The organism is Eikenella sp. NML03-A-027 (genome assembly GCF_001648395.1).
Classification (GTDB): Bacteria; Pseudomonadota; Gammaproteobacteria; order Burkholderiales; family Neisseriaceae; genus Eikenella; species Eikenella exigua.
Window position 1 is genome coordinate 65,632 of the sequence record NZ_LXSM01000017.1, and the last position, 23,873, is coordinate 89,504.

Below are 23,873 nucleotides of genomic sequence, written 5' to 3' on the forward strand. Positions count from 1 at the left end.
GAAAAACTGTCTGAGACATATTGAAAACACAGGCCGGCAGTTTTGCCTGGCTTGTGTTTTTTGATTGCTGTATCCATCGATGAAACCTTTATTATGAGCAAACCCCACCACCCTGTTACCCCAGCCATCCGTTTTCTGCGTGCACACAAAATCGAGCACACCGCCATGCAGTATCCCTATGAAGAGCACGGCGGCACGGCGCATTCCGCCGAATGCCTCGGCATCGACGAACACCAAATCGTCAAAACCATCGTGCTGATTAACGAACACAAAAAAGGCCTGATTGTGCTGATGCACGGCGACCGCCAAATCTCCACCCGCAACCTCGCCCGCCAGCTCGGCATGAAACACGTGGAGCTGGCCGCGCACGACCAGGCGCACAAATGGACGGGCTATTTTGTGGGCGGCACCAGCCCCTTCGGTTGCCGTACCGCCTTGCCGGTGTATGCCGAACGCAGCATTTGGGATTTGCCACTGATGTATATCAACGGTGGCGGCCGCGGCCTGTTTGTCACTGTTGCCCCCGCCCCCGCGCTCGCCGCGCTGAATGCACAGCCGGTGGAGGTGGCGGTGGATTAGCCGCCTTCGGTGCTGTAAGAAAGGCTACCTGAAAGTTTCAGGTAGCCTTAATCTGCTAAAATTCGCTTTTCATCAATCCAAACGACAGTTGCTCAAATGAAAACGAGGCCAAGCGGCAAACCAATGCCGCATCGTTTTTATTGTGGACAGCATAAACACATGGCAGCCCGAATATCCTTCAGGCTGCCGCACCCCTTTGTCGGTACACTATGAATCTTCCTCTGCCCAAACCCGCACAAAAGTCCCGCTGGCCGCAGCTTTCCGCCGGCAGCTTGCCTTATTTCCTGGCCTCCGCCCTGCCGGAAAAACCACTCAAGCTCGTGCTCACGCCCGATGCCGAAACCGCGCTGCGCCTGCAAACCGCGTGGCAGTTTTTCCGTCCGCAAGACAACGCCCTGTTCCTGCCCGATTGGGAAACGCTGCCCTACGAACGCTTTTCGCCGCATCAGGATTTGGTGTCTGAGCGGTTGTCCGTGTTGTGGCAGCTTAAAAATGGTGCGGTAGATGTGCTGTTTGTGCCCGTTGCCACCGCCATGCAGCAGCTTGCGCCGCCGCCCTTCCTGCTGGGGCGCACGTTTTGGCTGAAAACGGGGCAGACGCTGGATTTAGACAAACTGCGCGAAAATCTGGTGGAAGCCGGTTATTCTGCCGTGTCCAACGTGGTGGCCAGCGGCGAATTTGCCGTGCGCGGCGGAATTGTGGATTTGTTCCCCATCGGCAGCGGCACGCCTTACCGCATTGATTTGTTCGACGACGAAATCGACAGCATCAAAACTTTCGATCCCGACACCCAGCGCACCCTCGCGCCCGTGTCCGAAGTCCGCCTGCTGCCCGCGCACGAGTTCCCCACTGATGCCGACGCGCAAAAAATCTTCCGCACCCGCTTCCGCGAGGAAATCCAAAGCAACCCGAACGAGGCCGCCGTGTATCAAGCCGTCAGCAACGGCCAGTTCGGCGCAGGCGTGGAATACTACCTGCCGCTGTTTTTTGAAGACGGCTGCGCCAGCCTGTTCGACTACATTGGCGAAAACGCCCTGGCCGTATGCGTGGGCGATGTACACGCCGAAGCCGTGCGCTTCGAAGGCGAAATCAAATCGCGTCACGCGCTGGCGCAGGGCGACCCAAGCTATCCGCCGTTGCACCCACAGCATTTGTATCTTGCTGCCGACCGATTTTCAGGTAGCCTGAAAGCCTACCCGCAAATCTGGCCCGATCTTTCCGCCACCTCGCCCCATGCCCTGCCCGATGTGGCGGTAAATCGCCAATCCGAACAGCCGCTGGCTGCGTTGCAAGATTTTCAGGTAGCCTTCGGCGGCCGTATTTTGCTGTGTGCCGAAAGCGCCGGCCGGCGCGAAACCATGCTCGGCTTCTTTGCCCAGCACGGCTTGAAACCCAAACCTGTGGCCGGCTGGCAGGCGTTTTTAGATGACAACGCGCCGCTGTGCATCACGGTTACGCCGTTGGCAGAAGGCTTTCAATTGGGCAGGCTACCTGAAAACAGCCAGAATGCCCTTTCAGGTAGCCTGCACCTCGCCGTCATCACCGAATCCGAGCTGTATCAATACGTCGCCCGTTCGCGCGCCCACAACCGCCGCAAAAAACACGCCGCCGTTTCAGACGGCCTGTTGCGCGACCTTGCCGAAATCAACATCGGCGACCCCGTCGTACACGAAGAACACGGCATCGGGCGCTATATGGGCTTGGTAACGATGGATTTGGGCGGCGAAACCAACGAAATGATGTTGCTCGAATACGCGGGCGAAGCGCAGCTTTATGTACCTGTTTCGCAACTGCATTTAATCAGCCGCTACTCCGGTCAGGCGCATGAAAACGTTGCTTTGCACAAGCTCGGCAGCGGCGCATGGAACAAAGCGAAGCGCAAAGCCGCCGAAAAGGCGCGCGATACCGCCGCCGAATTGCTCAACCTCTACGCCCAACGCGCCGCCCAATCGGGACACAAATTTGAAATCAACGAGTTGGACTATCAGGCGTTTGCCGACGGCTTCGGTTACGAGGAAACCGAAGACCAGGCCGCCGCCATCGCTGCCGTGATTAAAGATTTGACGCAGGCGAAACCGATGGACCGCCTCGTGTGCGGTGATGTCGGTTTCGGCAAAACCGAAGTCGCCCTGCGCGCCGCGTTTGTGGCGGTGATGGGCGGCAAACAGGTCGCCGTACTCGCCCCGACCACGCTTCTGGTCGAGCAGCACGCGCAAAACTTTGCCGACCGCTTCGCCGATTTCCCCGTGAAAGTCGCCAGCCTTTCGCGTTTCAACAACAGCAAAGCCACCAAAGCCGCGCTGGAAGGCATGGCGAACGGCACGGTCGATATCGTTATCGGCACGCACAAACTGGTGCAGGACGACATCAAATTCAAAAATTTAGGTTTAGTGATTATTGATGAAGAACACCGCTTCGGCGTGCGCCAAAAAGAGCAGCTCAAACGCCTGCGCGCCAATGTCGATATCCTCACCATGACCGCCACGCCGATTCCGCGCACCCTCAGCATGGCGCTCGAAGGCCTGCGCGACTTCTCGCTGATTACCACCGCGCCCAGCCGCCGCCTTGCCGTCAAAACTTTTGTCAAACCCTTCAGCGAAGGCAGTGTGCGCGAAGCCGTGTTGCGCGAACTCAAACGCGGCGGACAAGTGTTTTTCCTGCACAATGAAGTGGATACGATTGAGAATATGCGCGAGCGGCTGGAAACCCTGCTGACCGAAGCCCGCATCGGAGTAGCGCACGGACAACTGCGCGAGCGCGAATTGGAACAAGTCATGCGCGACTTTTTGCAGCAAAGATTCAACGTGTTGCTCTGTTCCACCATCATCGAAACCGGCATCGACATTCCCAACGCCAACACCATCATCATCAACCGCGCCGACAAATTCGGGCTGGCGCAACTGCACCAGCTTCGCGGGCGCGTCGGCCGAAGCCATCACCAAGCCTACGCCTACCTGCTCATGTCCGAATACCTCACCAAAGACGCAGAAAAACGCCTCGACGCCATCGCGGCGGCAGACGAACTCGGCGCAGGTTTCACCCTCGCCATGCAGGATTTGGAAATCCGCGGCGCAGGCGAAATCCTCGGTGAAGGACAATCCGGCGAAATGATGCAGGTCGGCTTCACGCTCTACACCGAAATGCTCAAACAAGCCGTGCGTGACCTCAAAAAAGGCCGCCAGCCCGACCTCGACGCACCGTTGGGCATCACCACCGAAATCAAACTGCACAGCCCCGCCCTGCTGCCCGAAAGCTACTGCCCCGACATCCACGAACGGCTCGTCCTCTACAAACGCTTCGCCGTCTGCGAAACTGTGCAGCAAATCAATGCAATACACGAAGAGCTGGTTGACCGCTTCGGACTGCCTGAACAACCCGTCAAAACCCTTATCGAAAGTCACCACTTACGGCTTGCGGCAAAAGAATTGGGCATAGACGCCATCGACGCGACAAGCGAATCCGTTACCATTGCCTTCGGCAAACACCACCAAATCGATCCGACAGAAATCATCCTGCTGATTCAGACGGATAAAAAATACCGGCTGGCTGGGGCGGATAAGCTGAAGTTTACGGCTCAGATGGAGGATGTGGAGACGCGAATAAATACCGTGAAGAATGTGTTGCGAAGGTTAAAGGCAGGCGCGGTAACGAAAGAAAAAGAGGCTACCTGAAAAGCGCCCGCCTGCTGCTTGGCAGGCGGGTGCTTTTCAGGTAGCCTTTCTCTTTTTCCAAATTCTATCTCCTGCCCGCCATGAACACCGAAAACGAATTGCCTGGAATTGCGCCGCAAACCTTGCCCGATGGGGCGTCTGAGATTGAGCCTGCCGCGATTGAAACGCTTGCCGCAGTGGTAACTGAGTCGCAGGCTGCCGTGTTGGCGGAAATTCCTGCGCAGCTAGTGGCTGATGGCGGTGAGGAGGTTGCCGAGCCGGGGCGCAAGTGGCGCGAGGGGCGGATTGTGGATGCTGCCGTGCGTGTGTGGGATGCTGCAGAGCGCACCGGCGTGGCCGATGTGGTGAACAATGGCGACGAGCCGCCTTTGGGCGTGTTTTTGGTGGGCGACCTTTTTGCCGCCACCGACCTTGCCCCCGAGCCGGGCGATGTGTTGCGTGGCGTGTTGCAGAGCCATCCTGTTAGCGGCTATTGGCTGCTCGATAGCGCGGAAAATGCCGCCACGTCCAGCCTGCAGCGGCGCAGCCCGGAAGAAGAAGAGGCGCTGCATAAAGAGCGCAAGCAGGCCAAGCGGCAAGATAAATTGGTGAACGGCGAAACTTATGTGGGCAAGGTGGTGCGCTGGAACGAAGAGGAAAAATCGGGCTATATCAAGGTTAAGTCCATTAAAGCGCGGGTGTTTTTCCCTCAATCGGCTTTCGTGTTCCGCGATAAAAGTCCGGCCAACCACCAGCAGGTGAGCTTTGTGCTGGGGCGGCGGGGCGGCGAATGGGTGGCCACCCGTGTGATTCCGCAAGGCTACGAACTGGGCTGGGCCGACCGCGAAAGCCCTTCTTCCGGCACGATTTTGGGCGGCGGTTTCAGCGAAAGCCTGCTCGGCGGCACGTTTATCCTGCTCTTCCTTGCCGCCGTATCCTTTATTTCCTTGCCGCTGGCCGCAGCCTATTTGCTGGCCAGCTGCCTGCTGCTTATTCTCTACCGCACGGACAAGCGCAGCGCCCAAAGCGGCCGCACCCGCGTGCCCGATGGCGTGCTGCACCTGTTGGCCATGCTCGGCGGCTGGCCCGGCGGCCTGTTGGCGCAGATGCGTTATCAGCAGCACACCGCCAATATCCGCTTTGTGCGCGCTTTTTGGTTTAGCGTGGCGCTGAATGCCGTGGGCACTTATGTTTTGCTGGTGTACTTTATCGGCTCGCCCGCGTTTGCCTTCTTGAAAAACTAGCCGCATGAACAGCTACTGCGCCCTTGCCAACGGCCTGCCCGCCGACAGCCCCGACCCCAACAAGCATTATCACGACTATCTCTACGGCTTCCCCATCGAAGACGACAACGAACTCTTCGGCCGCCTGCTGCTCGAAATCAATCAGGCCGGCTTGAGCTGGACGCTGATTTTGCAACGCGCCGCCGGCCTGCGAGCCGCCTACGCCGGCTTCGACATCGCCGCAGTGGCCGCCTTCGGCGAGGCCGATCGCCAACGCCTGCTGGCCGACGCGAAAGTGATCCGCAACCGCCTGAAAATCAATGCCGCCATCCACAATGCGCAGCAAATCTTGCAGCTGCAACAGGTATTCGGTTCGTTCAAAAACTGGCTCGATGGCCACCATCCGCAGCCGTTGGCCGATTGGGTGAAGCTGTTTCGCCGCACCTTCAAATTCACCGGCCCTGAAATCGTGCGCGAATTTTTGGTGAGCACAGGCTACCTGAAAGGCGCGCACAGCGAAGACTGCCCCACCGCCGCCCGCGCCGCTGCCGCCAATCCGCCGTGGTTGCGGGGCTGATGCGACTGGCAAGTTAGAAAAAGGCTACCTGAAAGCGTTAGCTTTGCGAGTTTCTGCGAAGCTGAGTTTTCAGGTAGCCTTTTTGTTTGGCTGTGGGCGATAGCTTATGTGGCGGGGCAGGGCGGCAAGTGGCTCCGCCGTTTAGTTTTGCCTGTTCTTTCGAATTTTCAGGTGGCCTTTAACGGCGGGATTGAGTGATGCTGTATTCAGACTGTTTGAACTTCGTTGAAGGTGTATTTTCAGGTAGCCTCAATTGCCGGGTTGCGATGTTGTTTCAGGCAGTCCTTCATTTCCGCTGGCGGGAGGTTGGGGCGGGTGGTGGTGGAAGAGGCCTTGTTCGGTAATGGTCCAGAGGGCGGCGTCGGTGTGTATGGTTTTGAGGGCGTTGTTGGTCCAGGTGTTGCAGGTGTAAAAGAGGTTGTAGCTGCCGACGGCTTCGTAGAAAGCGTCGTTTTCGCCGTAGACCATATCGGTGGGGATGGGGAGGGTGCGGTCGTTTTGCCATTGCAGGCTTTGGCGGATGTAGGCGATGAGGCGGCGGTATTGGGCACGGCTGATGCGGATGGGGGCGCAGCGGGTGCAGCCTTCGAGGCTGTGGTAGTAGGTGGCGTGGACGGCGTTGCTGGATAGGCCAGTGGCAGCTTTGAAGGCGGTGCTGGGGCGGAGGTCGGCCCAGGTTGGGGTGGTGAGGTAGAAGTTTTTGTCGCCTAGGCCGATGGCGAGCCAGGGGGCGTATTCTTGGTTGCGGGTGTGTTCGGCGGGGAAGACGGCTCGCCAGTCGGCTTCGCTGCTGAAGGTGGGGACGACGATGTCGGTGTGCACGCCGTTGGAAAGCAGCCATACGGTGATTTCGGGCTCGCCTTCGGGCCAGCCTGGGCTTTTGATGCGGGGTAGCAGCCAAACGGCGGCGCCGTAGAGCAGGAGGAGGGCGGCCAGGCTGAGGAGGCTGCGGCGGATGAGGCGGGAAAGTTTGGGCATGGTGATGTGTGGCTTGAGGCTACCTGAAAGTTTGGGCTTCGTGGGGCTTGGTTTTCAGGTAGCCTTTGCTTATTCGGGCTGGGGCTGGTAGTTATCCAGCAGCTGCTCGATTTGTTGGGGGCAGGTGAGGGGGCGCAGTTGGGTGAAGAGGTGTGCGGCTTGGGGGTGGCTGGTTTTCATCATGCCGAGCCATTGTTTGAGGCGGGCGGCGGGGTAGGGCGTGTCGCCAGCGTGTTCGCGGCAGAGTTGGAAGAATCGGCGTATCCACACGAGGTAGTTGGCGAAACCGGCGGGCTGGGGCGGGAGGCCTTGGTTGTGGCGCTGGATTTGGCGGGCGAGGTCGGGGGTGATGACGGCGCCGCGCCCGAGCATCACATCTTGGCAGCCGCTGGTGCGGCGGATGGCTAGGTAGTCGGTCAGGCTGAATACGTCGCCGTTGGCGATAACGGGGATGCTGAGTGCTTGGCGGATGGGGGCGATTTGCTCCCAATGGGCGGGCGGGCGGTAACCTTCGATTTTGGTGCGGGCGTGTACGGCCAGCGCGGAGGCGCCGCCTTGGGCGATGGCTTGGGCGCATTCGAGGGCGCGTGAGCTATCTTCGTAGCCGAGGCGCATTTTGGCGGTGAGGGGGATGTCTTCAGGTAGCCTTTGGCGCACGGTGGCGACGATTTGGCGGATGCGTTCGGGCTCGCGCAGGAGGATGGCACCGCCTTGGTGTTTGTTGACGGTGGGGGCGGGGCAGCCGAAGTTGAGGTCGATTTTTTGCGCGCCTGCGGCCACGGCGGCTTGGGCGTTGGCGGCCATGTTGTCGGGGACGCTGCCGAGCAGCTGGAGGGTGCAGTGGGTTCCGGCGTGGGTGCGGCAGCCGTGATCGATTTCGGGCATATGCCGCCGCCAGGTGGCGCGAGAGTGCAGGGTGTGGGTGATGCGGACGAATTCGGTAACGCATTCGTTGTAGCCGCCGATGTCGGTGAGCAGGCGGCGCATGACGGGGTCGAGCAGACCCTGCATGGGGGCTAAAATTAGGTTCATGGGGGTATTTTAAGTTTTCAGGTAGCCTTTGAGATAGAGGCTACCTGAAAAATTTGTGGCGAAGGTATTCCATGCCGTCACTGTTTGTTGGGCTTGGGCAAAATCTGCACGAGTTGTGTGCGCCCCGATTTGGCGGCTAGAGGATTTTTTGGCTGCCTTCGAATACTTGAATGCTGTAATCACACACGCGGTCGATACAGTTGGGCATGGTGAGGGTGTATTGGCCGCTTTGGCGGGCATACCAGCCAAACATGGGGGAGGCATGGGGATCGGTGTCGGCGATAAGGGTACGGCCGTCGCGCAGCAGGGTGAGGTTAATGTTGTTGCATTGGCGGCTGCAATCGGCGAAGAAGGTGTAGTGTTTGCCGGCACGCAGGTTGATTTGCTGGAGTTTGGATTTGCCTTGGGACAGGCTGCCACGGAAATGTTCGTGCAGCCGGGCGCGTCGGTCTTTTTTGCGCACGATTTCGCGGTTCATGCGTTGCGCCTGCGGCAGACAACAGCAGAATGGGCAGAAGCGAAGATAAGAGGCAGCGTGTGGGCATGGCGGTGGGGGCTTGCTGAAGGGGAAAACGGCAGGCTACCTGAAAATGGTTTGGTTGCTTCAGATGGTCTTGGGGGGTCAGCGAATGATGCTGCGTTGTGAGTCGGCAAGGAAGTCGCGCAACACGGCCAGCTCGGGGGCGGTTTTGGCGGCTTGGGCAATCTGGCTGCGGGCTTCTTCGTAGGACAGGCCTTGGCGGTAGAGGGCTTTGTAGGCGTTTTTCACATTAGTGATCTGTTCGGGCATGAAGCCGTTGCGGCGCATGCCTTCGCTGTTGATACCGGCGGGTTCGGCGCGGTAGCCGGCGGCCATGAAGTAAGGGGGGACGTCTTTGTGTACGCCGGCGGCGAAGGCGGTCATGGCGTAGTTGCCGATTTGGCAGAATTGGAATACGAGGGTGTAGCCGCCGAGGATGACGTAGTCGCCGATGGTAACGTGGCCGGCGAGGGAGGCGTTGTTGGCGAAGATGGTGTGGCTGCCGATCACGCAGTCGTGGGCGAGGTGGCAGTAGGCCATAATCCAGTTGTCGTCGCCGATGCGGGTTTCGCCGATGCCGGTTACGGTGCCGAGGTTGAAGGTGGTGAATTCGCGGATGGTATTGCCGTTGCCGATAATCAGGCGGGTGGGTTCGCCGCGGTATTTTTTATCTTGCGGTATGGCGCCCAGGCTGGCGAATTGGAAAATGCGGTTGTTTTCGCCGATGGTGGTGTGCCCTTCGATAACGGCGTGCGGGCCGATTTCGCTGCCGGCGCCGATTTGTACGTTCGGGCCGATGACGGTGTAGGCACCGACTTTAACGCTGCTGTCGAGCTCGGCTTTGGGGTCGATAATCGCGGTGGGGTGGATTAGGGACATGGGGTTTCCTTGTGGCAGCAGGCTTTGCAGGGGTAAGGGGCTACCTGAAAATGGTTTGTGCGAAATGCGGTGGGCGGTTTGGCGGAGGCTACCTGAAAAGGGCGTTGCCTAGCTTGCCGGCTTATTTATCCACTGCGCGTTTGGCGCACATGATGACGGCTTCGGCGGCGATTTGGCCGTCTACGGTGGCAGTGGCTTTGAATTTGCCGATGTCGCGCTTGTGGGTGATGACGTCCAGATGAATCTGCACTTGGTCACCGGGCACAACTTGGCGTTTGAAGCGGGCTTCGTCGATGCCAACGAAAAAGTAGATTTCGTTTTCTTTGCGCTCGCCCCGGCTGAGGATGGCGAGCACGCCGGCAGCCTGTGCCATCGCTTCGATAATCAACACGCCCGGCATCACGGGAAAATCAGGGAAGTGGCCTTGGAAAAACGGCTCGTTTACGGAAACGTTTTTAATGGCAGTGAGGCTTTTTTCTTTTTCAAAACCGATCACGCGATCCAGTAGCAGGAAGGGGTAGCGGTGCGGTAGCAGACGTTGCAGGGTACGCACGTCCAGCGGGAGTTCGATATTTTCGATTTGCATGGGTTATTCCTTGTTTTCGGGATAGTTGATTGTGTTTTCCAGTGTTTTCACGCGGCGGTACAGTTCGTTGAGCCGGCGCAGGTGTACGGCATTTTTCACCCAGTCGCGGTGGGTTTGCAGCGGATAGGAGCTGGCGTAGTAATCCGGCTGGTTGATGGAGGCGGCCACGAGGGTGCCGCCGCCGATGAAGGTGCGGTCGGCCACGCGTATGTGGCCGACAAACATGGCGGCGCCGCCGATTTGGCAGTAGGCGCCGATATGGGTGCTGCCGGCAATGCCCACGCAGGCGGCGATGGCGGTGTGGGCGCCGATATGCACGTTGTGGGCGATTTGCACGAGGTTGTCGATTTTTGCGCCCTCGGCAATCACGGTGTCTTCGATTGCGCCGCGATCGATGGTGGTGTTGGCGCCGATTTCTACATCGTTGCCGATTTCCACGCCGCCAACTTGTGGGATTTTGTACCAATGGTCTTGCGCCCAGGCATTACCGAAGCCGTCGGCACCGATCACGGTGCCGGAGTGGATTTCCACGCGATCGCCGAGGCGGCAGCCGGCATAAACGGTTACGTTGGGATGCAGCACGGTATGCTCGCCAAGCACGCAGTTGGCTTCCACCACGCAGTTGGCCAAAATGCGGCAGCCTTCGCCCAGCACAACGCAGTCGCCGATATAAACGTTGGCACCGATTTCGCAGCTATCGGGCACGATGGCGCTTGCTTCCACCACGGCACGGGGATGAATGCCGGGATTGGCGGCGGGGGCGGGGTGGAACAGGCGGGCGGTTTGGGCGAAATAGAGTTGCGGGTTGTCGCACGCAATCAGATTGCGGCCGGGCAGTTTGTCGGCCAATTTGTGGTGCACAATCAGCGCGCCGGCTTGGCTGGCCAGGGCTTCGGGCAGGTGTTTGGGGTGGGAAACAAAACTGATGTCGTCTTTTTGTGCGGTATGCAGCGGGGCAATACGGCTGATGGCGATGTCTTGCCCGGCAAGCGTGCCGCCCAAGGCGGCGATAATGTGGGAAAGCTGTTTCTGCATTTTAACTTCGGTGAAGTTTCGCTTTCAGGTAGCCTGTTTTGCGGCAGGGAGGCCGGAATTTTCAGGTGGCCTTTATTGGTTGTTGAGAGCGCGAATAACTTGGTCAGTGATGTCGAATTTGCTGTTTACGTAGATAACGTCTTGGATAATCAAGTCATAGCCATCGCGCTGTGCCAGCTCGGTAATCACGCGGTTGGCATTTTGCTGCAGGGCAGCGAACTCTTCGTTGCGGCGCAGGTTGTATTCTTCAGTGAGCTGCGCGGCCTGGCGGCGCAAATCCCTATCCAGGGCAATCAGCTGCTGCTCTGTGCGGCGGCGTTCGGTGGTGTTCAGGCGCCCCTGGTCGAGCCTGGTTTTCAGGGCAATACCTTGATTACGCAGCCGTTGCAGTGCCTGCTGTCGGGCACTGAATTCGTTTTGCAGGATGGTTTGGATACGCTGCGCTTGGGTGGACTGCTGATACACACGCTCAGTATCGATAAACCCCAGCTTCTGTATGCTGTCGGCCGCGGCGTGCAATGCGAGCAGCATCGCAGCAGCTGCCGCTGCTATACGGGGGAGATTAATCTTCATCATCTGCTTTCCTTAGAAAGTCGTGCCTAATTGAAATTGGAAACGTTGGATCTGGTCGTTATCCCGCCGGCGCATCGGGTGGGCGAAACTGAATTTCATCGGGCCTAGTGGCGAAAGCCAAGTTAGCGCTGCGCCCACAGAATAGCGCAATTCGTTGCTGAAGGTGGAGCGATGGTCTTGGCTGTAGTAGCCGTTGGTGCCGTAGGGGTTAGTAGAGCTGTAGGCACCGGTGTTGTAGTTTTTGCCATCCCACACGCTGCCGGCATCGGCAAATACACTCAGGCGCACGGAGCGCTGGTCTTTCACGCCGGGGAAGGGGAAGAGCAGCTCGGCGGAGGCATAGGCTTTATAGGTGCCGCCGTAATTGACGATGTTGCGAGAGTTGCCGTAAATTTCGTACACCTTCGGGCCCAGAGAACCGCTTTCGTAGCCGCGCACGGAACCCAGGCCGCCGCCGTAGAAGTTATTGAAGAAGGGTACAGTGGAGGTGCCGCCGTAGGAGCCGGCATAGCCCACTTCGCCACCCAGCATCAGGGTGAAACTCTTACTTAAGGGGAAGAACCAGCGTTGGTCGTGGGTAAGGATGTAGTATTTTAAATCACCGCCAGGCAGGCCGAGATCGGCGTTTACGCTGGTGGTGTAGCCGCGGGTTGGCCACAGGGCATCGTCGGTTTTGTTGCGTCCCCAACCGATATTGCCTTTGAGAATCCAGTTTTTCTCACCATGTTCTTGGAGGAACTGGCGGTAGCGGTAGGGTTGATAATTTACGTCGCCATGTAGTTTCACGTTCAGGTGCTCCACTGCGAGGCCGAAGTTTACGCGGTCATACTCGGTAACCGGCACACCCATACGCGCACCTAAGCCGATACGGGTAGTTTCGTAGTTGTTGGAGCTGGAGCTGGAGCTGGATTTATAGGGCATGTAGCCGCGATAGTAGATGTCGTAGCCCAAGCTCACACCGTCGGGAGTGAAGTAGGGATCGGTAAACGACAGGGATGCGGTATTTTGGGTTTTGCCGCGTGCAATGCGGAAGTTGGCAGATTTGCCCGTGCCGAACAGGTTATCTTGTGCCACGCCGGCAGAAAGTACCAAGCCGGTGTCTTGCACCCAACCGGCAGCTACTTCCACCGAACCAGTAGAGCGTTCTTTCACGGATACATCCACATCCACTTGGTCAGGCGTATCGGGCAGCGGGCGGGTTTCCACTTTCACATCGTCGAAATAGCCCAAGAGCTGGATACGGTCTTTGGAGCGGTTGAGTTTGGCCGAATCGTAGGGTGCTGCTTCGGTTTGGCGCATTTCGCGGCGGATAACGGCATCACGGGTTTTGTTATTGCCGGAAATGTGGATTTGATTCACATAGTATTTACGACCGGGATTTACCGTTAGAACGAAATCCACGGTGTGGTTGGCCTGGTCGGGCTGCGGCTGCACGCCCACTTGAGCCAGGGCGTAACCAGCCTGACCCATACGGTCTTGGATAGCTTGCAGGCTTTCTACCATCTGTGAACGGTTGTAGCGGCGGCCTTCGCGCATTTTCAGCAGGGCTTCCAACTCTTCGCGCGGCACTTCGCGGGTGTCGCCTTCGATGCGCACTTTGCCCCAACGGTAACGTTCGCCTTCGTGTACTTTAATCCACAGCGTCTGCTCGGTACGGTCGGCGTTGTAGCGCACATCAGCATCCTGCACTCGGCCTTCAAAGAAGCCTTCGTCTTGATAGAAATCGGTGATGGATTGCAGGTCTTGACGGAATTTTTCGTCGGAGAAACGGTCGTCTTTGGAGAGCCAGCTCAACATACTGTGGCGATCCATCTGCATTTGGCGGCGCAGAGTACGGTTGGAGAAGTGCTGGTTGCCTTCAAAGTCGATTTCTTTGATGTGGGTGGTAGGGCCTTCGTCGATTTTCAGTGTGATGTCCACACGGTTACGCGAAAGGCGGGAAATCTCGGGGGTGATGGTGGCAGAGAGTTTGCCTTGGTTGGCATATTCCTGCTGCAGGCCGGCCACGGCTTGGTTTAGGATCGCTTGGTTGAATGGCTGCGATTGGCCCAGGCCGAAGCTGTCGAGATTTTTCTTGATCGCGTCGCTGGGCAGGGTTTTGCCGCCGGTAACGGTGAGCGTGTTGATGATGGGGCGTTCTACTACGGTCAACAACACTTGGTTGCCCATGGTTTCCACGCGCACGTCGTCGAACAGGCCGGTGGCATAGAGGTTTTTGATGATTTGCTCGCCTTCGCCATCAGTGAAGGTACTGCCCACTTTAACCGGCAAGTAGCCCAATACGGTGGAGGGGGCGGTACGCTGCAAGCCCTCAATGCGGATATCTTGGATGGTAAACGGTGCGGCGGCCAGCGCCCAAGAAGACAATCCGGCTGCAAATAAAGAGAAAGTAAGTTTGTTCAGTTTCATGCTTTATCCCAATAGGCGGGTGATATCGTTGAAAAAAGCCAGCAGCATCAGCATCAGCATCAGGGAGAGGCCGAGGCGCAATCCCCACATTTGCACATTGGTGCTAACGGGCTTGCCGCGAATCCATTCGGCGGCATAATACATTAAATGGCCGCCATCTAAAACAGGAATCGGCAGCAAATTCAAAATCCCTAGGCTGATGCTCACCACGGCGAGGAATTCCAAATAATCCTGAATGCCGGCGGAAGCGGTTTTGCCGGCATAGCTGGCGATGGTGATCGGGCCGGAAATGTGGCTTACAGAAGCCTGGCCGGTGAGCAGGCGGGCAAACAGGCGACCGGTGAGCGCGGTGTAGGAAGACACGCGCTGCATGCCCATTTCGGCAGCGCCCAGCCAGGTGGGCTGGTAGCGGTAGGTAGAGCGAGCCATCCATTGTTGGTCGACTTCGGCCTCAAAACCGGCATAGCCGTAGCGTTCGCCGTTGCGGTCTTCACGGCTGTTGGGGCGCAAGGTTACCTGAAGCGGTTCTTTGCCGCGCAAAATATCGATAGCAAGCTTGTCTTGCGGGTGTTGGCGGATGGCAGCGGTTAAATCTGGCCAAGTGTGCACGATTTGCCCGTTCACGGCCACCACGCGGTCGCCTTTGCGCAAACCGGCGTGCTCGGCGGGGGAGCCGGTCTGGATAGAGGCGAGTGTGGTGTTTAGGCGCAGGGCGGTGATACCGAACCAGCCGCCGTGTTTGGCCACGGCTTCCGCTTCCGGCGTGCCGGCGGCATCGATGGTGCGCGTGGTTTGGCTGCCATTGGCCTCGCGCACGGCTACCTGAACCTTACCGGCTTCCAAATTCAGGATGATTTCCGATTGTGCGTCGCCCCAAGTGAACATCTGTTTGCCGTTTACAGCGGTGATGGTGTCGCCCGGCTGAAAGCCTACTTTTGCGGCCAGTGTGTCGGGCATCACCATGCCCACCATCGGGCGCACTTCCTGCACGCCGAAATAGCCGAAGGAGAAGGTGTAGAGCAGCACGGCCAGCGCCAGGTTGGTAAACGGGCCGGCGGCTACCACCAGCATGCGTTTGAACGGGTGTTGCTTATCGAAGGCGTAGGGCAGGTCGGCCTCGGTCACGTTGCCTTCGCGGGTATCGACCATTTTCACATAGCCGCCCAGCGGAATCGGCGCCAGGCACCATTCGATATTGCGCCAGCGTTTGTTGAAAAACGGCTTGCCGAAGCCCACCGAGAAGCGCAGCACTTTGATGCTGCACCAGCGCGCCACCAGTAAATGCCCCAGCTCGTGCAGGCTGACCAAAATCAGGATGGCAACGATAAACGCGCCGAGTGTGTGCAAAAGAAACAAACAAGAAGCTCCTTGAAGCAGGCGAATCGGATGCAGGCTACCTGAAAGAGAGAAAGCCGTATTTTCAGGTAGCCTCAGCAGCCAATCGGCTGCAGGAAGAAAAACGTAATTGTAATGGAAACAGAGGTTCCCGACAAAGCCTGCGCCCATAACTAAGGCCTGTCATATTTGCTTGACTTGCCGTATTACTCAAACGGCTTGCTACCTGGCATGAAAAAGATGTTCAGCGATGTGCCACTTGCTGCACAAACGCTTCTGCAGTGCGTCGGGCAGCAGCATCTAAATCCAGCAGGCCTTCCAGGCTGTGGTGGCTACCTGAAAAATCTTGTTCCAAGCAATGCCGTACTGTGCGTGCGATGTCGGTGAAGCGGATGTGTCCGGCCAAAAAGGCGGCCACAGCGATTTCATTGGCGGCGTTGAGCACGCAGGGCACGCCGCCGCCGACCTGCATGGCCTGATAGGCCAGTTCCAAGCAGGGGAAGCGGCGGTAGTCAGGCGTTTCAAAGGTGAGCGCGGAGAGGGTGGCGAAATCCAGCGGCGGCACGCCGGAAGCGATACGTTCGGGCAGGCCGAGGCAGTAGGCGATGGGCGTGCGCATATCGGGCGTGCTCATTTGCGCCAGCACCGAGCCGTCGGCATAGCGCACCATGCTGTGCACCACGCTTTGCGGGTGGATAACGGTTTCCAGTTTCTCCGGCGGGCAGTTGAACAGCCAGTGCGCTTCAATCAGCTCCAGGCCTTTGTTCATCATGGTGGCGCTGTCCACCGAAATTTTGCGCCCCATCTGCCAGTTGGGGTGTTTGACCGCCTGCTCGGGCGTGATGGCGGGGAAGTCGGCCAAGTCGGTGTGCAGGAAGGGGCCGCCGGAAGCGGTGAGGATGATGGATTGTACGCCGTTATGTTTCAGGTAGCCTTTTTCTTGCGGCAACACTTGGTAGATGGCGTTGTGTTCGCTGTCCACCGGTAGGATGCGTGCGCCGGATTGTGTGGCGGTTTGCATAAAGAGGCTACCTGAAACCACCAGCGTTTCTTTGTTGGCCAAGTAGATGGTTTTGTTGGCGCGGGCGGCGGCCAATGTGGGCGGCAGGCCGGCAGCGCCGACGATAGCGGCCATCACGCCGTCGGTTTCCGGCGCGGCGGCAATGTCGCACAAGGCTTGTTCGCCGTGCAGCACTTCGGTTTGACAGCCGGCGGCGGTCAGGTGCGCGCGCAGTTCGGCGGCTTGCGCTTCGTTGGCGGTTACGGCGTATTGCGGACGGAAGGCAATGCATTGTTCGGCCAGCTTGGCGGTTTGGCTGTGGCCGCTGAGGGCGAAGATGCGGAAGCGTTCGGGGTGGCGGGCAACCACATCGAGCGTGCTGCTGCCGATGCTGCCGGTGCTGCCGAGGATGGTGAGGGATTGGATCATGGTTGGTGTGTTTCAGGTAGCTTTTTTTGCTTATAGTGATTCATTTTAAACCAGCATGGTGTTGGCTTGTTGCCTGATTCTGCTTAAACTTAATCGACAGTATATGGAAGGGCAGGGAGGCAGATTTATTTTTCAGGTAGCCTTCAATGCGGGCGGCAGGCTACCTGAAAATGTTGGGGGAAACAAGCTGGGTTTTGCGAAGGCCTCAGCTTGCCGGGCATGGCAGTCGCGGGAAAATGCCGCCAAGCCGCCCACAATATTCAACGGCAGCGGAAAGGCGGTTTCCGGCTGCCGTTTGGTCTGCTGTTTTAGGAACGATATTGCGCCATCAGTTCGCAGTAGTTTTGGTAGTGCTCTTTGGTTACAAAGCCGCGAATCAGGCTCATGGTTTGGTAGATGCCGCGCCGTTTGGTGTTTTCGTCCCAGCAGCCGATGTGCTGGGAGTTGTCGAAGTCGAACCAGTATTTGGTGAGTAGCCACACGTTTAGGCCGAGCTCGCGCAGGGCTTCGTCGTCAGCTTCGATGATGCCTTTGTCGCGTAGTTCGATGAAGATTTTCACCAAAAGCGGGGAGATTTTCACATGGGTGAATTCGTTGTGTTCGCCCAAAAGCTGCTTACTGCGGGAGAGCAGGGTGTTTACATCGCTGAATAAAAAGCGGTATTCCCACAGGATGTCGTACACACCCTGTAGGTATCCCCCCATTTTGGCCATGCTGTCGGGCAGCTCGGTTTGGCGGATGTAGTCGAGCAGTTTGTTGCTGTAGCGCTGGAACAGCTGAACAATGATTTCGTCTTTATTGCGAAAATGATAGTACAGGTTGCCGGGGCTGATGCCGAGGCGTTGGGAGATGTGGTTGGTACTGATATTGCGCTCACCCTCCTCGTTGAACAGCTGGAGGCTGATGTCGATGATCCGGTTGTAGGTGTTGGGTTTGCCGGGCTTCCTGGGCATGGGTTATCTCCTTGGCTGCAATGTGAATTATGCCTGTGCAAGAGGCTACCTGAAAATGATATAGCGGGATTTTAATACATTATCGATTGTATTGCCTTATAGATAAAGCACTTATTTTTCATACGGCTGTGCTTCGCCGCTTGGTAGGAAAAATATGCTCCAGCTTCCTTATTCCAGCCACGCCGGCTCGGGCTCGAGCCGTACGCCGAAGCGCTGGTAAACGCTATTTTGAACGCGTTCGGACAGACGGCACACGTCTTCAGCACTGGCTCCGCCGAGGTTAATCAGCACCAGGGCTTGTTTTTGGTGTACGGCGGCATGGCCTTCGCGGTGGCCTTTGAGCCCGCATTGGTCGATAAGCCAGCCGGCGGCGAGTTTGGCCTGACCGCCCGGCTGGGGGTATACCGGCAGGGCGGGGTGCTGCTTCTTCAGCGCGGCGGCTTGTTCGGCGGAAACGATGGGGTTTTTATAGAAGCTGCCGCAACTGCCGGTTTCGGCGGGGTCGGGCAGTTTGCGGCGGCGGATGCGGCATACGGCTTCGGCCACCAGGGCGGCAGTGAGCGGCGCGCCTTGAGCCAGGGTTTCGGCTTCGGCTTGCACGTCGCCGTAGTGCAGCTTGGGTTTGAATTCGCTATCCAGCACGAACGTTACTGCGGTAATCACGAAGCGGCCGCCGGATTGTTTGAACACGCTGTTGCGATAGGCAAAACGGCAGTCGGCATGGCCGAACGATACCGGTTTGCCGCTGTCTAAATCCCAGGCGTGTACGGTTCCGATACAGCTTTCGGCTTCCACGCCGTAGGCGCCGATATTCTGCACCGGCGCGGCGCCCACTGTGCCGGGAATCAGGCTGAGGTTTTCCAGCCCGCTCAAGCCTAGTGTGATGGTGTGCTGCACGAAATCGTGCCAGTTTTCGCCGGCCTGCGCGGTAATACGCATTTTGCCGATGCCGACCGGCTCTGGCGCGGAAATGCCTTTATTGGCCATGCGTACCACCAGCCCGCCATAGTTTTTCATCAGCAGGATATTGCTGCCGCCGCCCAGCCACAGGGTGTGCTCGCGACGGTATTCGGGCAGTTGGAAAATCTCAGGTAGCCTTTCGGCGGCGTCCAGCGTGTAGAGTGCGGCGGCGCGGGCGGGCAGGCCGAAGGTGTTCAGTGCGGTTAAATCGGCATCATATTGCAGTCTATTCATCGTCTTCATGTTCCAGCATTTCTTGGCTTACTACCGCCAAACACCATAAGAGGGCGGCAGCGGCACAGCCTAGCGACAGCACCAGCGCCGCCCAGAAGCCGTAAATCCCCATACGCGTACCGAAGGCCAACAGGCAGCCCAGCCCGAGGCCGACCACCCAGAAGGCGATGCCGTGAATCACCATCGGCAGTTTGGTTACCTTATAACCGCGCAAGGCGTAGGAGGCAATACATTGGATGGCGTCGGCTAATTGGAAAGCAGCGGCGAACAGCAGGATAGTGGCGCCGAGCCCGATCACGGCCTGGTCATCCGTGTAAACGCGCATAATCGGATAGCGGAACAGTAGAGTGAGTACCGCGGTTACAATGGCCAGAGCCGAGCCGCAGGCCAAGGCCACGCCGGAGGCATAACGCGCCTGGAAATAGCGGTCGGCACCGATGGCATAGCCCACGCGCACGGTTACTGCCGCGCCGATGCCTTGCGGAATCACATAAATCAGGCTGGTGATGCTGTTTACCACTTGCTGTGCGGCCACGTGGTCTTCGGCATTGCCCGGCAGTTGGGCAATCAGCATCATCATCACGGTAAATAAGCTAACTTCGAGGAAGAAAGACAAGCCAATCGGCACGCCCAGCTTGGTGATTTGGCGGAAAATCTTGGCGCTGGGTTTGGAGAAGCGGGCGAACAGGCCGAAGCGTTGGAAATATTTCTGTTTGGCAATATAAGCCCACAGCGCGGCGGCGTTAAACCAGAATACTAGGGTACTGGCCAGGCCGCAGCCCGCACCGCCCAAGGCCGGCATGCCCAAATCGCCGTAAACGAAGATGTGGTTGAGCGGGATGTTTAAAAACAGGCTGATCCAGCTCATCCACATAATGGGTTTGGGTTTGCCCAAGCTGGAAGCGAAAGCATGCAACGCACGGTGGATCATGGCAGCCGGCATGGAAAGGGCAATCAGACCCACATACAAGGCAAATTGCCGTTTTACTTCGGCATCCAAGTCGAGAAAGCTATTGAAGGGCTGAATCATCAGCCACAGCAGAATCATGCCGATAATGCCCAGCATCAGGCCATACAATATGCCCTGCCGGCCCAGTTCGGCCACCTTCTCGACTTCGCCTGCGCCGTGCTCTTGGGCAATCATCGGATTGAGCGCGGTCATGATGCCGAGGAAGGTTATGTAAACAGTAACGAATGCGCTGCTGCCCAGTGCCACGGCAGCCAAATCAGTTTTGCCTGCGCCACCGGCCATTACCGTATCCACGAACCCCAGCCCCACTTGCGCAATCTGCGCCAATAGCATGGGCACCGCCAAAGCGCCCAATTTGGAGGCTTCTTTGCGGAAAACGGCGGGGGAATAACGGTTTAGGTCGAGTAGCATAATCAAAAATAAGAGTGGAACACGATCGTAATTTTAGCAGAAATGCAACATAAGTTGTAGCAATGCAACACTTTCTGCCCTGGTTTTATGAATATATTCTGCAATAGTATGCTTGATTTGTCGAAGAAAATATTTTTCCCTGCTGTGTTGCGGATTTTACTTGGGAAAATCTGCCCGGATGCTGTTTTTAGAGTAGACAAAACCGGAAAAACATGAAAACAGCTGGGTTCTGGTGCAAAAGCCACCTGAGAACGCCAGTGGAACGGCACATTTTGGTTTTGACTGTGTCGCGCTTCGTTCTTCGTTTTCAGGTAGCCTTTGTTGCAGCAGAGATAGAGATGAAGATTTGAATAAAGCAGCATTGCCTTTGATCCTGATGAAGGCGGCTGTCCCCCCCCCCCAAAAAAAAACTAAAGGCACGCTGGAGCTGCTTCCGTCGTGCCTTTGTTTCAGCTATTACGCTTACTATTGGCCTGCCTGCGTGGTCGGGTTGATTAAGATTTCCACACGGCGGTTTTGCGCGCGGCCGCTTTCGGTGGAGTTGTCAGCCACCGGCGAGCGTGAGCCGTAGCCCACGGTACTGATGCGGCTGGCAGCCACGCCGCGGCCGGTGAGGTAGCCGGCCACGGAGCGGGCGCGGTTTTCAGACAAGGGGTTGTTGATGTGGTCGTTGCCGGTGTTGTCGGTGTGGCCGGCCACAGTGATGGTGGTTTCCGGATACTGCGTCAACACATTGGCCACGGTGTTGAGCGAATTTACCGCATCGGGGCTCAGGCTGGCGCTGTTGGTGGCGAAGGTTACGCCGCTGGGCATAGTCAGTTTGATTTGGTCGCCTTGGCGCTGCACTTCCACCGGCGTATTAGCTAGTTCTTGGCGCAAACGGCGCTCTTGCACGTCCATATAGGCACCAACACCCGCACCTACCACGCCGCAGCCCAGTGCCGCATTGCGCGCGCCTTTGCTACCGTGAGTCAGTGCCCCGATGGCGCCGCAGGCCGCCGCGCCGCCGAGGCCGAATAGAGCGGTTTTGGAAATAGTCTGCTGGCCGGTAACCGGGTCGGTAACGCAGCCGTTCAGGGCAAAGGTGGCGGCCAGGGTTAAAACGGTTAGACGTTTCATCATAATCGATTCCCTTGTTTTGTAGATTTCATTGAAAACAAAAAGTTAATATAAAGCACGCTGCTTGCAGCAGTTACTATAGGCGAGCCGCCGCGCAAACAAAAGCCGCCGCTGCAACATTTACCGTTTTCAAAACTTTCCAAATGTTTGTTTACATTTGCCCGTCAGGTGGCTGCAAACAAGGCTTTCGGCTACAATGCCCTTCCCAATAACCTAAACAGGCTACCTGAAAATATGTTGCGCCTCTCCCGCCTCCTCCTGCCTGCGCTCGCCTTGTGTGCTGTTGCTTTTGCCCACGCCGAGCTCCCCGCCGGCCTTTATCTATACCAGGGCAACGATGGCGGCAACTACCGCCCCGCCGACGAGCCCGATGCTATTCCGTTCCTGCGTTCGCCCTCCATCCATGCCGAGCGGAAAGTTTGTATCCCTGCCGACAGCCAAGCCTGGCTGCAAGAGCAAATAAGTCGGCTCACGACCGGCCTCTATCCCCAAGGCCGGTTTGAAGAACGCCAAACCGGCCACGGCCGGGTTTACACCCTGCTCAACCCCGCCCAAGCCAAGCCAGGTTTGGATGCTTATACCGTGAGCATGGTGCTGAAAGAAGACCCGCAAGGCCGCCCTGCCGTTGCCTTCTCAATCAACTCCACCGACACCGAACGCAATTCTGTCCACAACACCCAAGTTAACCAGCGCTACACCTTCCAAGGCCCAAGTTGTCCCGCCGAAGCCGATAGCAAATAAATTTCGGCTGCACAGAAACTTCGCTGTAGTTTTATTTTCAGGTAGCCTCTAATCTTTAACTAATCACATCCATTGCCATTATGCTAAGCATCTACAACACCCTCACCCGCCAAAAAGAGCCCTTCGCCCCCATCGACCCGAAAAACGTGCGCATGTACGTTTGCGGCATGACCGTGTACGACTACTGCCACCTCGGCCACGCCCGCGTGATGGTGGTGTTCGACATGATTGCCCGCTGGCTGCGCGAGTGCGGCTATCCGCTCACTTATGTGCGCAACATCACCGATATCGACGACAAAATCATCGCCCGAGCGGCCGAAAGCGGCGAAACCATCGGCGAGCTCACCGCCCGCTTCATCCAAGCCATGCACGAAGATGCCGATGCCTTGGGCGTGTTGCGCCCCGACGTTGAACCGAAGGCCACGGAAAACATTCCGCAGATGATTGCCATGATTGAAACCCTGATTCGCAACGGCAAGGCTTATCCCGCCGCCAACGGCGACGTTTATTATGCCGTGCGCGAGTTTGCCGCTTACGGCCAATTATCCGGCAAATCGCTGGACGACCTGCGCGCCGGCGAGCGCGTGGAAGTGGATGGTTTCAAACGCGACCCGCTCGATTTCGTGTTGTGGAAAGCCGCCAAAGCAGGCGAGCCGGCATGGGAAAGCCCGTGGGGCAACGGCCGCCCGGGCTGGCACATCGAATGTTCCGCCATGAGCGACAACCTATTCGGCGACACCTTCGACATCCACGGCGGCGGCGCAGATTTGCAGTTCCCGCACCACGAAAACGAAATCGCCCAAAGCGTTGGCGCCAGCGGCCATGTTTGCGGAAACGAGCACGCGCACACCCACCACGGCCGAAGCATCGCCAGCCACGTTAAATACTGGCTGCACAACGGCTTCATCCGCGTAGACGGCGAAAAAATGTCCAAATCTCTGGGCAACTTCTTCACCATCCGCGACGTGCTGAAGCAATACGACCCCGAAGTCGTGCGCTTCTTCATCCTGCGTGCCCACTACCGCAGCCCGCTGAATTATTCGGATGCGCACCTTGACGACGCCAAAAACGCCCTCACCCGCCTCTACAACACCCTGGCCAATGTGCCGCCCGCAGCCGAGTTTGGCTCTGCCGAAACTCGTGAAAACCATCTTCAGGTAGCCTCCGAAGCCAACGGCTACACCCGCCGCTTCTTCGCCGCCATGAACGACGATTTCGACACCGTGCAGGCTGTGGCCGTATTGTTTGAGTTGGCAGGCGAAGCCAATAAAACCCAGTCTGCCGAGCTTTCCGGCTGTCTCAAAGCCCTTGCCGGCACCATCGGGCTGCTGCAACGCAACCCCACCGAATTCCTGCAAGGCGGCGCACCCGCAAACGGTTTGAGCAACGAAGAAATCGAAGCCCTCATCGCCCAGCGCAAACAAGCCCGCGCCGACAAAAACTGGGCCGAATCCGACCGCATCCGCGACCTGCTCGCCGAGCAAGGCATCACCCTGCGCGACGGCGCAGACGGCACCAGCTGGACACGCGGCTGATGAGTTTGATGTAAGCAAATAAAGGCTACCTGAAATTTCAGGTAGCCTTTTTTCAGGTAGCCTTCAAGCAGCGGGATAGATGTTTACAATATCTTGTTTTTTGTTACAATCAGATCATCGGCAATACCCTTATTCCCCTTTCCAA

General features: G+C 57.7%; 20 protein-coding genes. 6 read left to right on the forward strand and 14 right to left on the reverse strand.

Going from position 1 to position 23,873, the window contains the following annotated elements; genetic code table 11:
- Window positions 1-93 precede the first annotated feature (93 nt).
- From A7P96_RS09045 to A7P96_RS09060, 4 genes are all read left to right on the forward strand, one after another.
- Window positions 94-579, forward strand: a complete 486-nt coding sequence (locus A7P96_RS09045; RefSeq protein ID WP_023887707.1) for a YbaK/EbsC family protein — start codon at window positions 94-96, stop codon at window positions 577-579.
- Between the two features lie 209 nt (window positions 580-788).
- Complete coding sequence (gene mfd, locus A7P96_RS09050) at window positions 789-4,250, forward strand: transcription-repair coupling factor (protein WP_067526473.1); 3,462 nt, start codon at window positions 789-791, stop codon at window positions 4,248-4,250.
- A gap of 80 nt (window positions 4,251-4,330) precedes the next feature.
- Window positions 4,331-5,473 carry a DUF1294 domain-containing protein gene (locus tag A7P96_RS09055; protein WP_067526477.1) on the forward strand — a complete coding sequence of 381 codons (1,143 nt, stop codon included), beginning with the start codon at window positions 4,331-4,333 and terminating at the stop codon, window positions 5,471-5,473.
- Between the two features lie 4 nt (window positions 5,474-5,477).
- Window positions 5,478-6,029 (forward strand): DNA-3-methyladenine glycosylase I, encoded by a 552-nt coding sequence (locus A7P96_RS09060; protein ID WP_067526479.1) that lies wholly within the window; start codon window positions 5,478-5,480, stop codon window positions 6,027-6,029.
- Between the two features lie 249 nt (window positions 6,030-6,278).
- Here A7P96_RS09060 and A7P96_RS09065 read toward each other — a convergent pair whose 3' ends face one another.
- The 14 genes from A7P96_RS09065 to A7P96_RS09130 all read right to left on the reverse strand — a co-directional run bounded on the left by A7P96_RS09065 (window position 6,279) and on the right by A7P96_RS09130 (window position 21,455).
- Window positions 6,279-7,007, reverse strand: coding sequence for a TIGR02117 family protein (locus tag A7P96_RS09065; protein WP_067526481.1), 729 nt, complete (start codon window positions 7,005-7,007; stop codon window positions 6,279-6,281).
- Window positions 7,008-7,076: 69 nt separating this feature from the next.
- The gene (locus A7P96_RS09070; protein WP_067526483.1) at window positions 7,077-8,039 is read right to left on the reverse strand and encodes a tRNA-dihydrouridine synthase; all 963 of its coding nucleotides are present in this window, start codon (window positions 8,037-8,039) and stop codon (window positions 7,077-7,079) included.
- Window positions 8,040-8,175: 136 nt separating this feature from the next.
- The gene (locus tag A7P96_RS09075) at window positions 8,176-8,517 is read right to left on the reverse strand and encodes a hypothetical protein (protein ID WP_067526485.1); all 342 of its coding nucleotides are present in this window, start codon (window positions 8,515-8,517) and stop codon (window positions 8,176-8,178) included.
- 144 nt (window positions 8,518-8,661) lie between these two features.
- A complete protein-coding gene (lpxA, locus tag A7P96_RS09080) occupies window positions 8,662-9,438 on the reverse strand; it encodes an acyl-ACP--UDP-N-acetylglucosamine O-acyltransferase (RefSeq protein ID WP_067526487.1) in 777 nt (258 codons plus the stop codon).
- Between the two features lie 121 nt (window positions 9,439-9,559).
- Window positions 9,560-10,024, reverse strand: a complete 465-nt coding sequence (fabZ, locus tag A7P96_RS09085; protein WP_023887998.1) for a 3-hydroxyacyl-ACP dehydratase FabZ — start codon at window positions 10,022-10,024, stop codon at window positions 9,560-9,562.
- A 3-nt stretch (window positions 10,025-10,027) separates the two neighbouring features.
- The gene (gene lpxD / locus A7P96_RS09090) at window positions 10,028-11,059 is read right to left on the reverse strand and encodes a UDP-3-O-(3-hydroxymyristoyl)glucosamine N-acyltransferase (protein WP_067526489.1); all 1,032 of its coding nucleotides are present in this window, start codon (window positions 11,057-11,059) and stop codon (window positions 10,028-10,030) included.
- 72 nt (window positions 11,060-11,131) lie between these two features.
- Window positions 11,132-11,635 carry an OmpH family outer membrane protein gene (locus A7P96_RS09095; protein ID WP_082887968.1) on the reverse strand — a complete coding sequence of 168 codons (504 nt, stop codon included), beginning with the start codon at window positions 11,633-11,635 and terminating at the stop codon, window positions 11,132-11,134.
- 9 nt (window positions 11,636-11,644) lie between these two features.
- Window positions 11,645-14,041 (reverse strand): outer membrane protein assembly factor BamA, encoded by a 2,397-nt coding sequence (gene bamA / locus A7P96_RS09100; protein ID WP_067526490.1) that lies wholly within the window; start codon window positions 14,039-14,041, stop codon window positions 11,645-11,647.
- 3 nt (window positions 14,042-14,044) lie between these two features.
- Window positions 14,045-15,388, reverse strand: a complete 1,344-nt coding sequence (gene rseP, locus A7P96_RS09105; protein ID WP_067526808.1) for an RIP metalloprotease RseP — start codon at window positions 15,386-15,388, stop codon at window positions 14,045-14,047.
- Window positions 15,389-15,620: 232 nt separating this feature from the next.
- On the reverse strand, window positions 15,621-16,805 hold the full coding sequence (gene ispC / locus A7P96_RS09110) for a 1-deoxy-D-xylulose-5-phosphate reductoisomerase (RefSeq protein ID WP_067526492.1): 1,185 nt from the start codon (window positions 16,803-16,805) through the stop codon (window positions 15,621-15,623).
- 308 nt (window positions 16,806-17,113) lie between these two features.
- Window positions 17,114-17,758 (reverse strand): TetR/AcrR family transcriptional regulator, encoded by a 645-nt coding sequence (locus A7P96_RS09115; protein ID WP_067526494.1) that lies wholly within the window; start codon window positions 17,756-17,758, stop codon window positions 17,114-17,116.
- 168 nt (window positions 17,759-17,926) lie between these two features.
- Window positions 17,927-18,952 carry a UDP-N-acetylmuramate dehydrogenase gene (gene murB / locus A7P96_RS09120; protein ID WP_067526495.1) on the reverse strand — a complete coding sequence of 342 codons (1,026 nt, stop codon included), beginning with the start codon at window positions 18,950-18,952 and terminating at the stop codon, window positions 17,927-17,929.
- Entirely contained in the window at window positions 18,945-20,333 is a 1,389-nt protein-coding gene (locus A7P96_RS09125; protein WP_067526497.1) for an MATE family efflux transporter, read from the reverse strand. The genes murB and A7P96_RS09125 overlap by 8 nt, the downstream gene beginning before the upstream one ends.
- A gap of 465 nt (window positions 20,334-20,798) precedes the next feature.
- Window positions 20,799-21,455, reverse strand: a complete 657-nt coding sequence (locus tag A7P96_RS09130; protein ID WP_067526499.1) for an OmpA family protein — start codon at window positions 21,453-21,455, stop codon at window positions 20,799-20,801.
- A 144-nt stretch (window positions 21,456-21,599) separates the two neighbouring features.
- On the opposite strand from A7P96_RS09130, the gene A7P96_RS09135 reads away from it, so the two are divergent.
- Window positions 21,600-22,193, forward strand: a complete 594-nt coding sequence (locus tag A7P96_RS09135) for a hypothetical protein (RefSeq protein WP_156496321.1) — start codon at window positions 21,600-21,602, stop codon at window positions 22,191-22,193.
- An 80-nt stretch (window positions 22,194-22,273) separates the two neighbouring features.
- Window positions 22,274-23,728 (forward strand): cysteine--tRNA ligase, encoded by a 1,455-nt coding sequence (gene cysS / locus A7P96_RS09140; RefSeq protein ID WP_067526503.1) that lies wholly within the window; start codon window positions 22,274-22,276, stop codon window positions 23,726-23,728.
- Window positions 23,729-23,873: the final 145 nt, after the last annotated feature.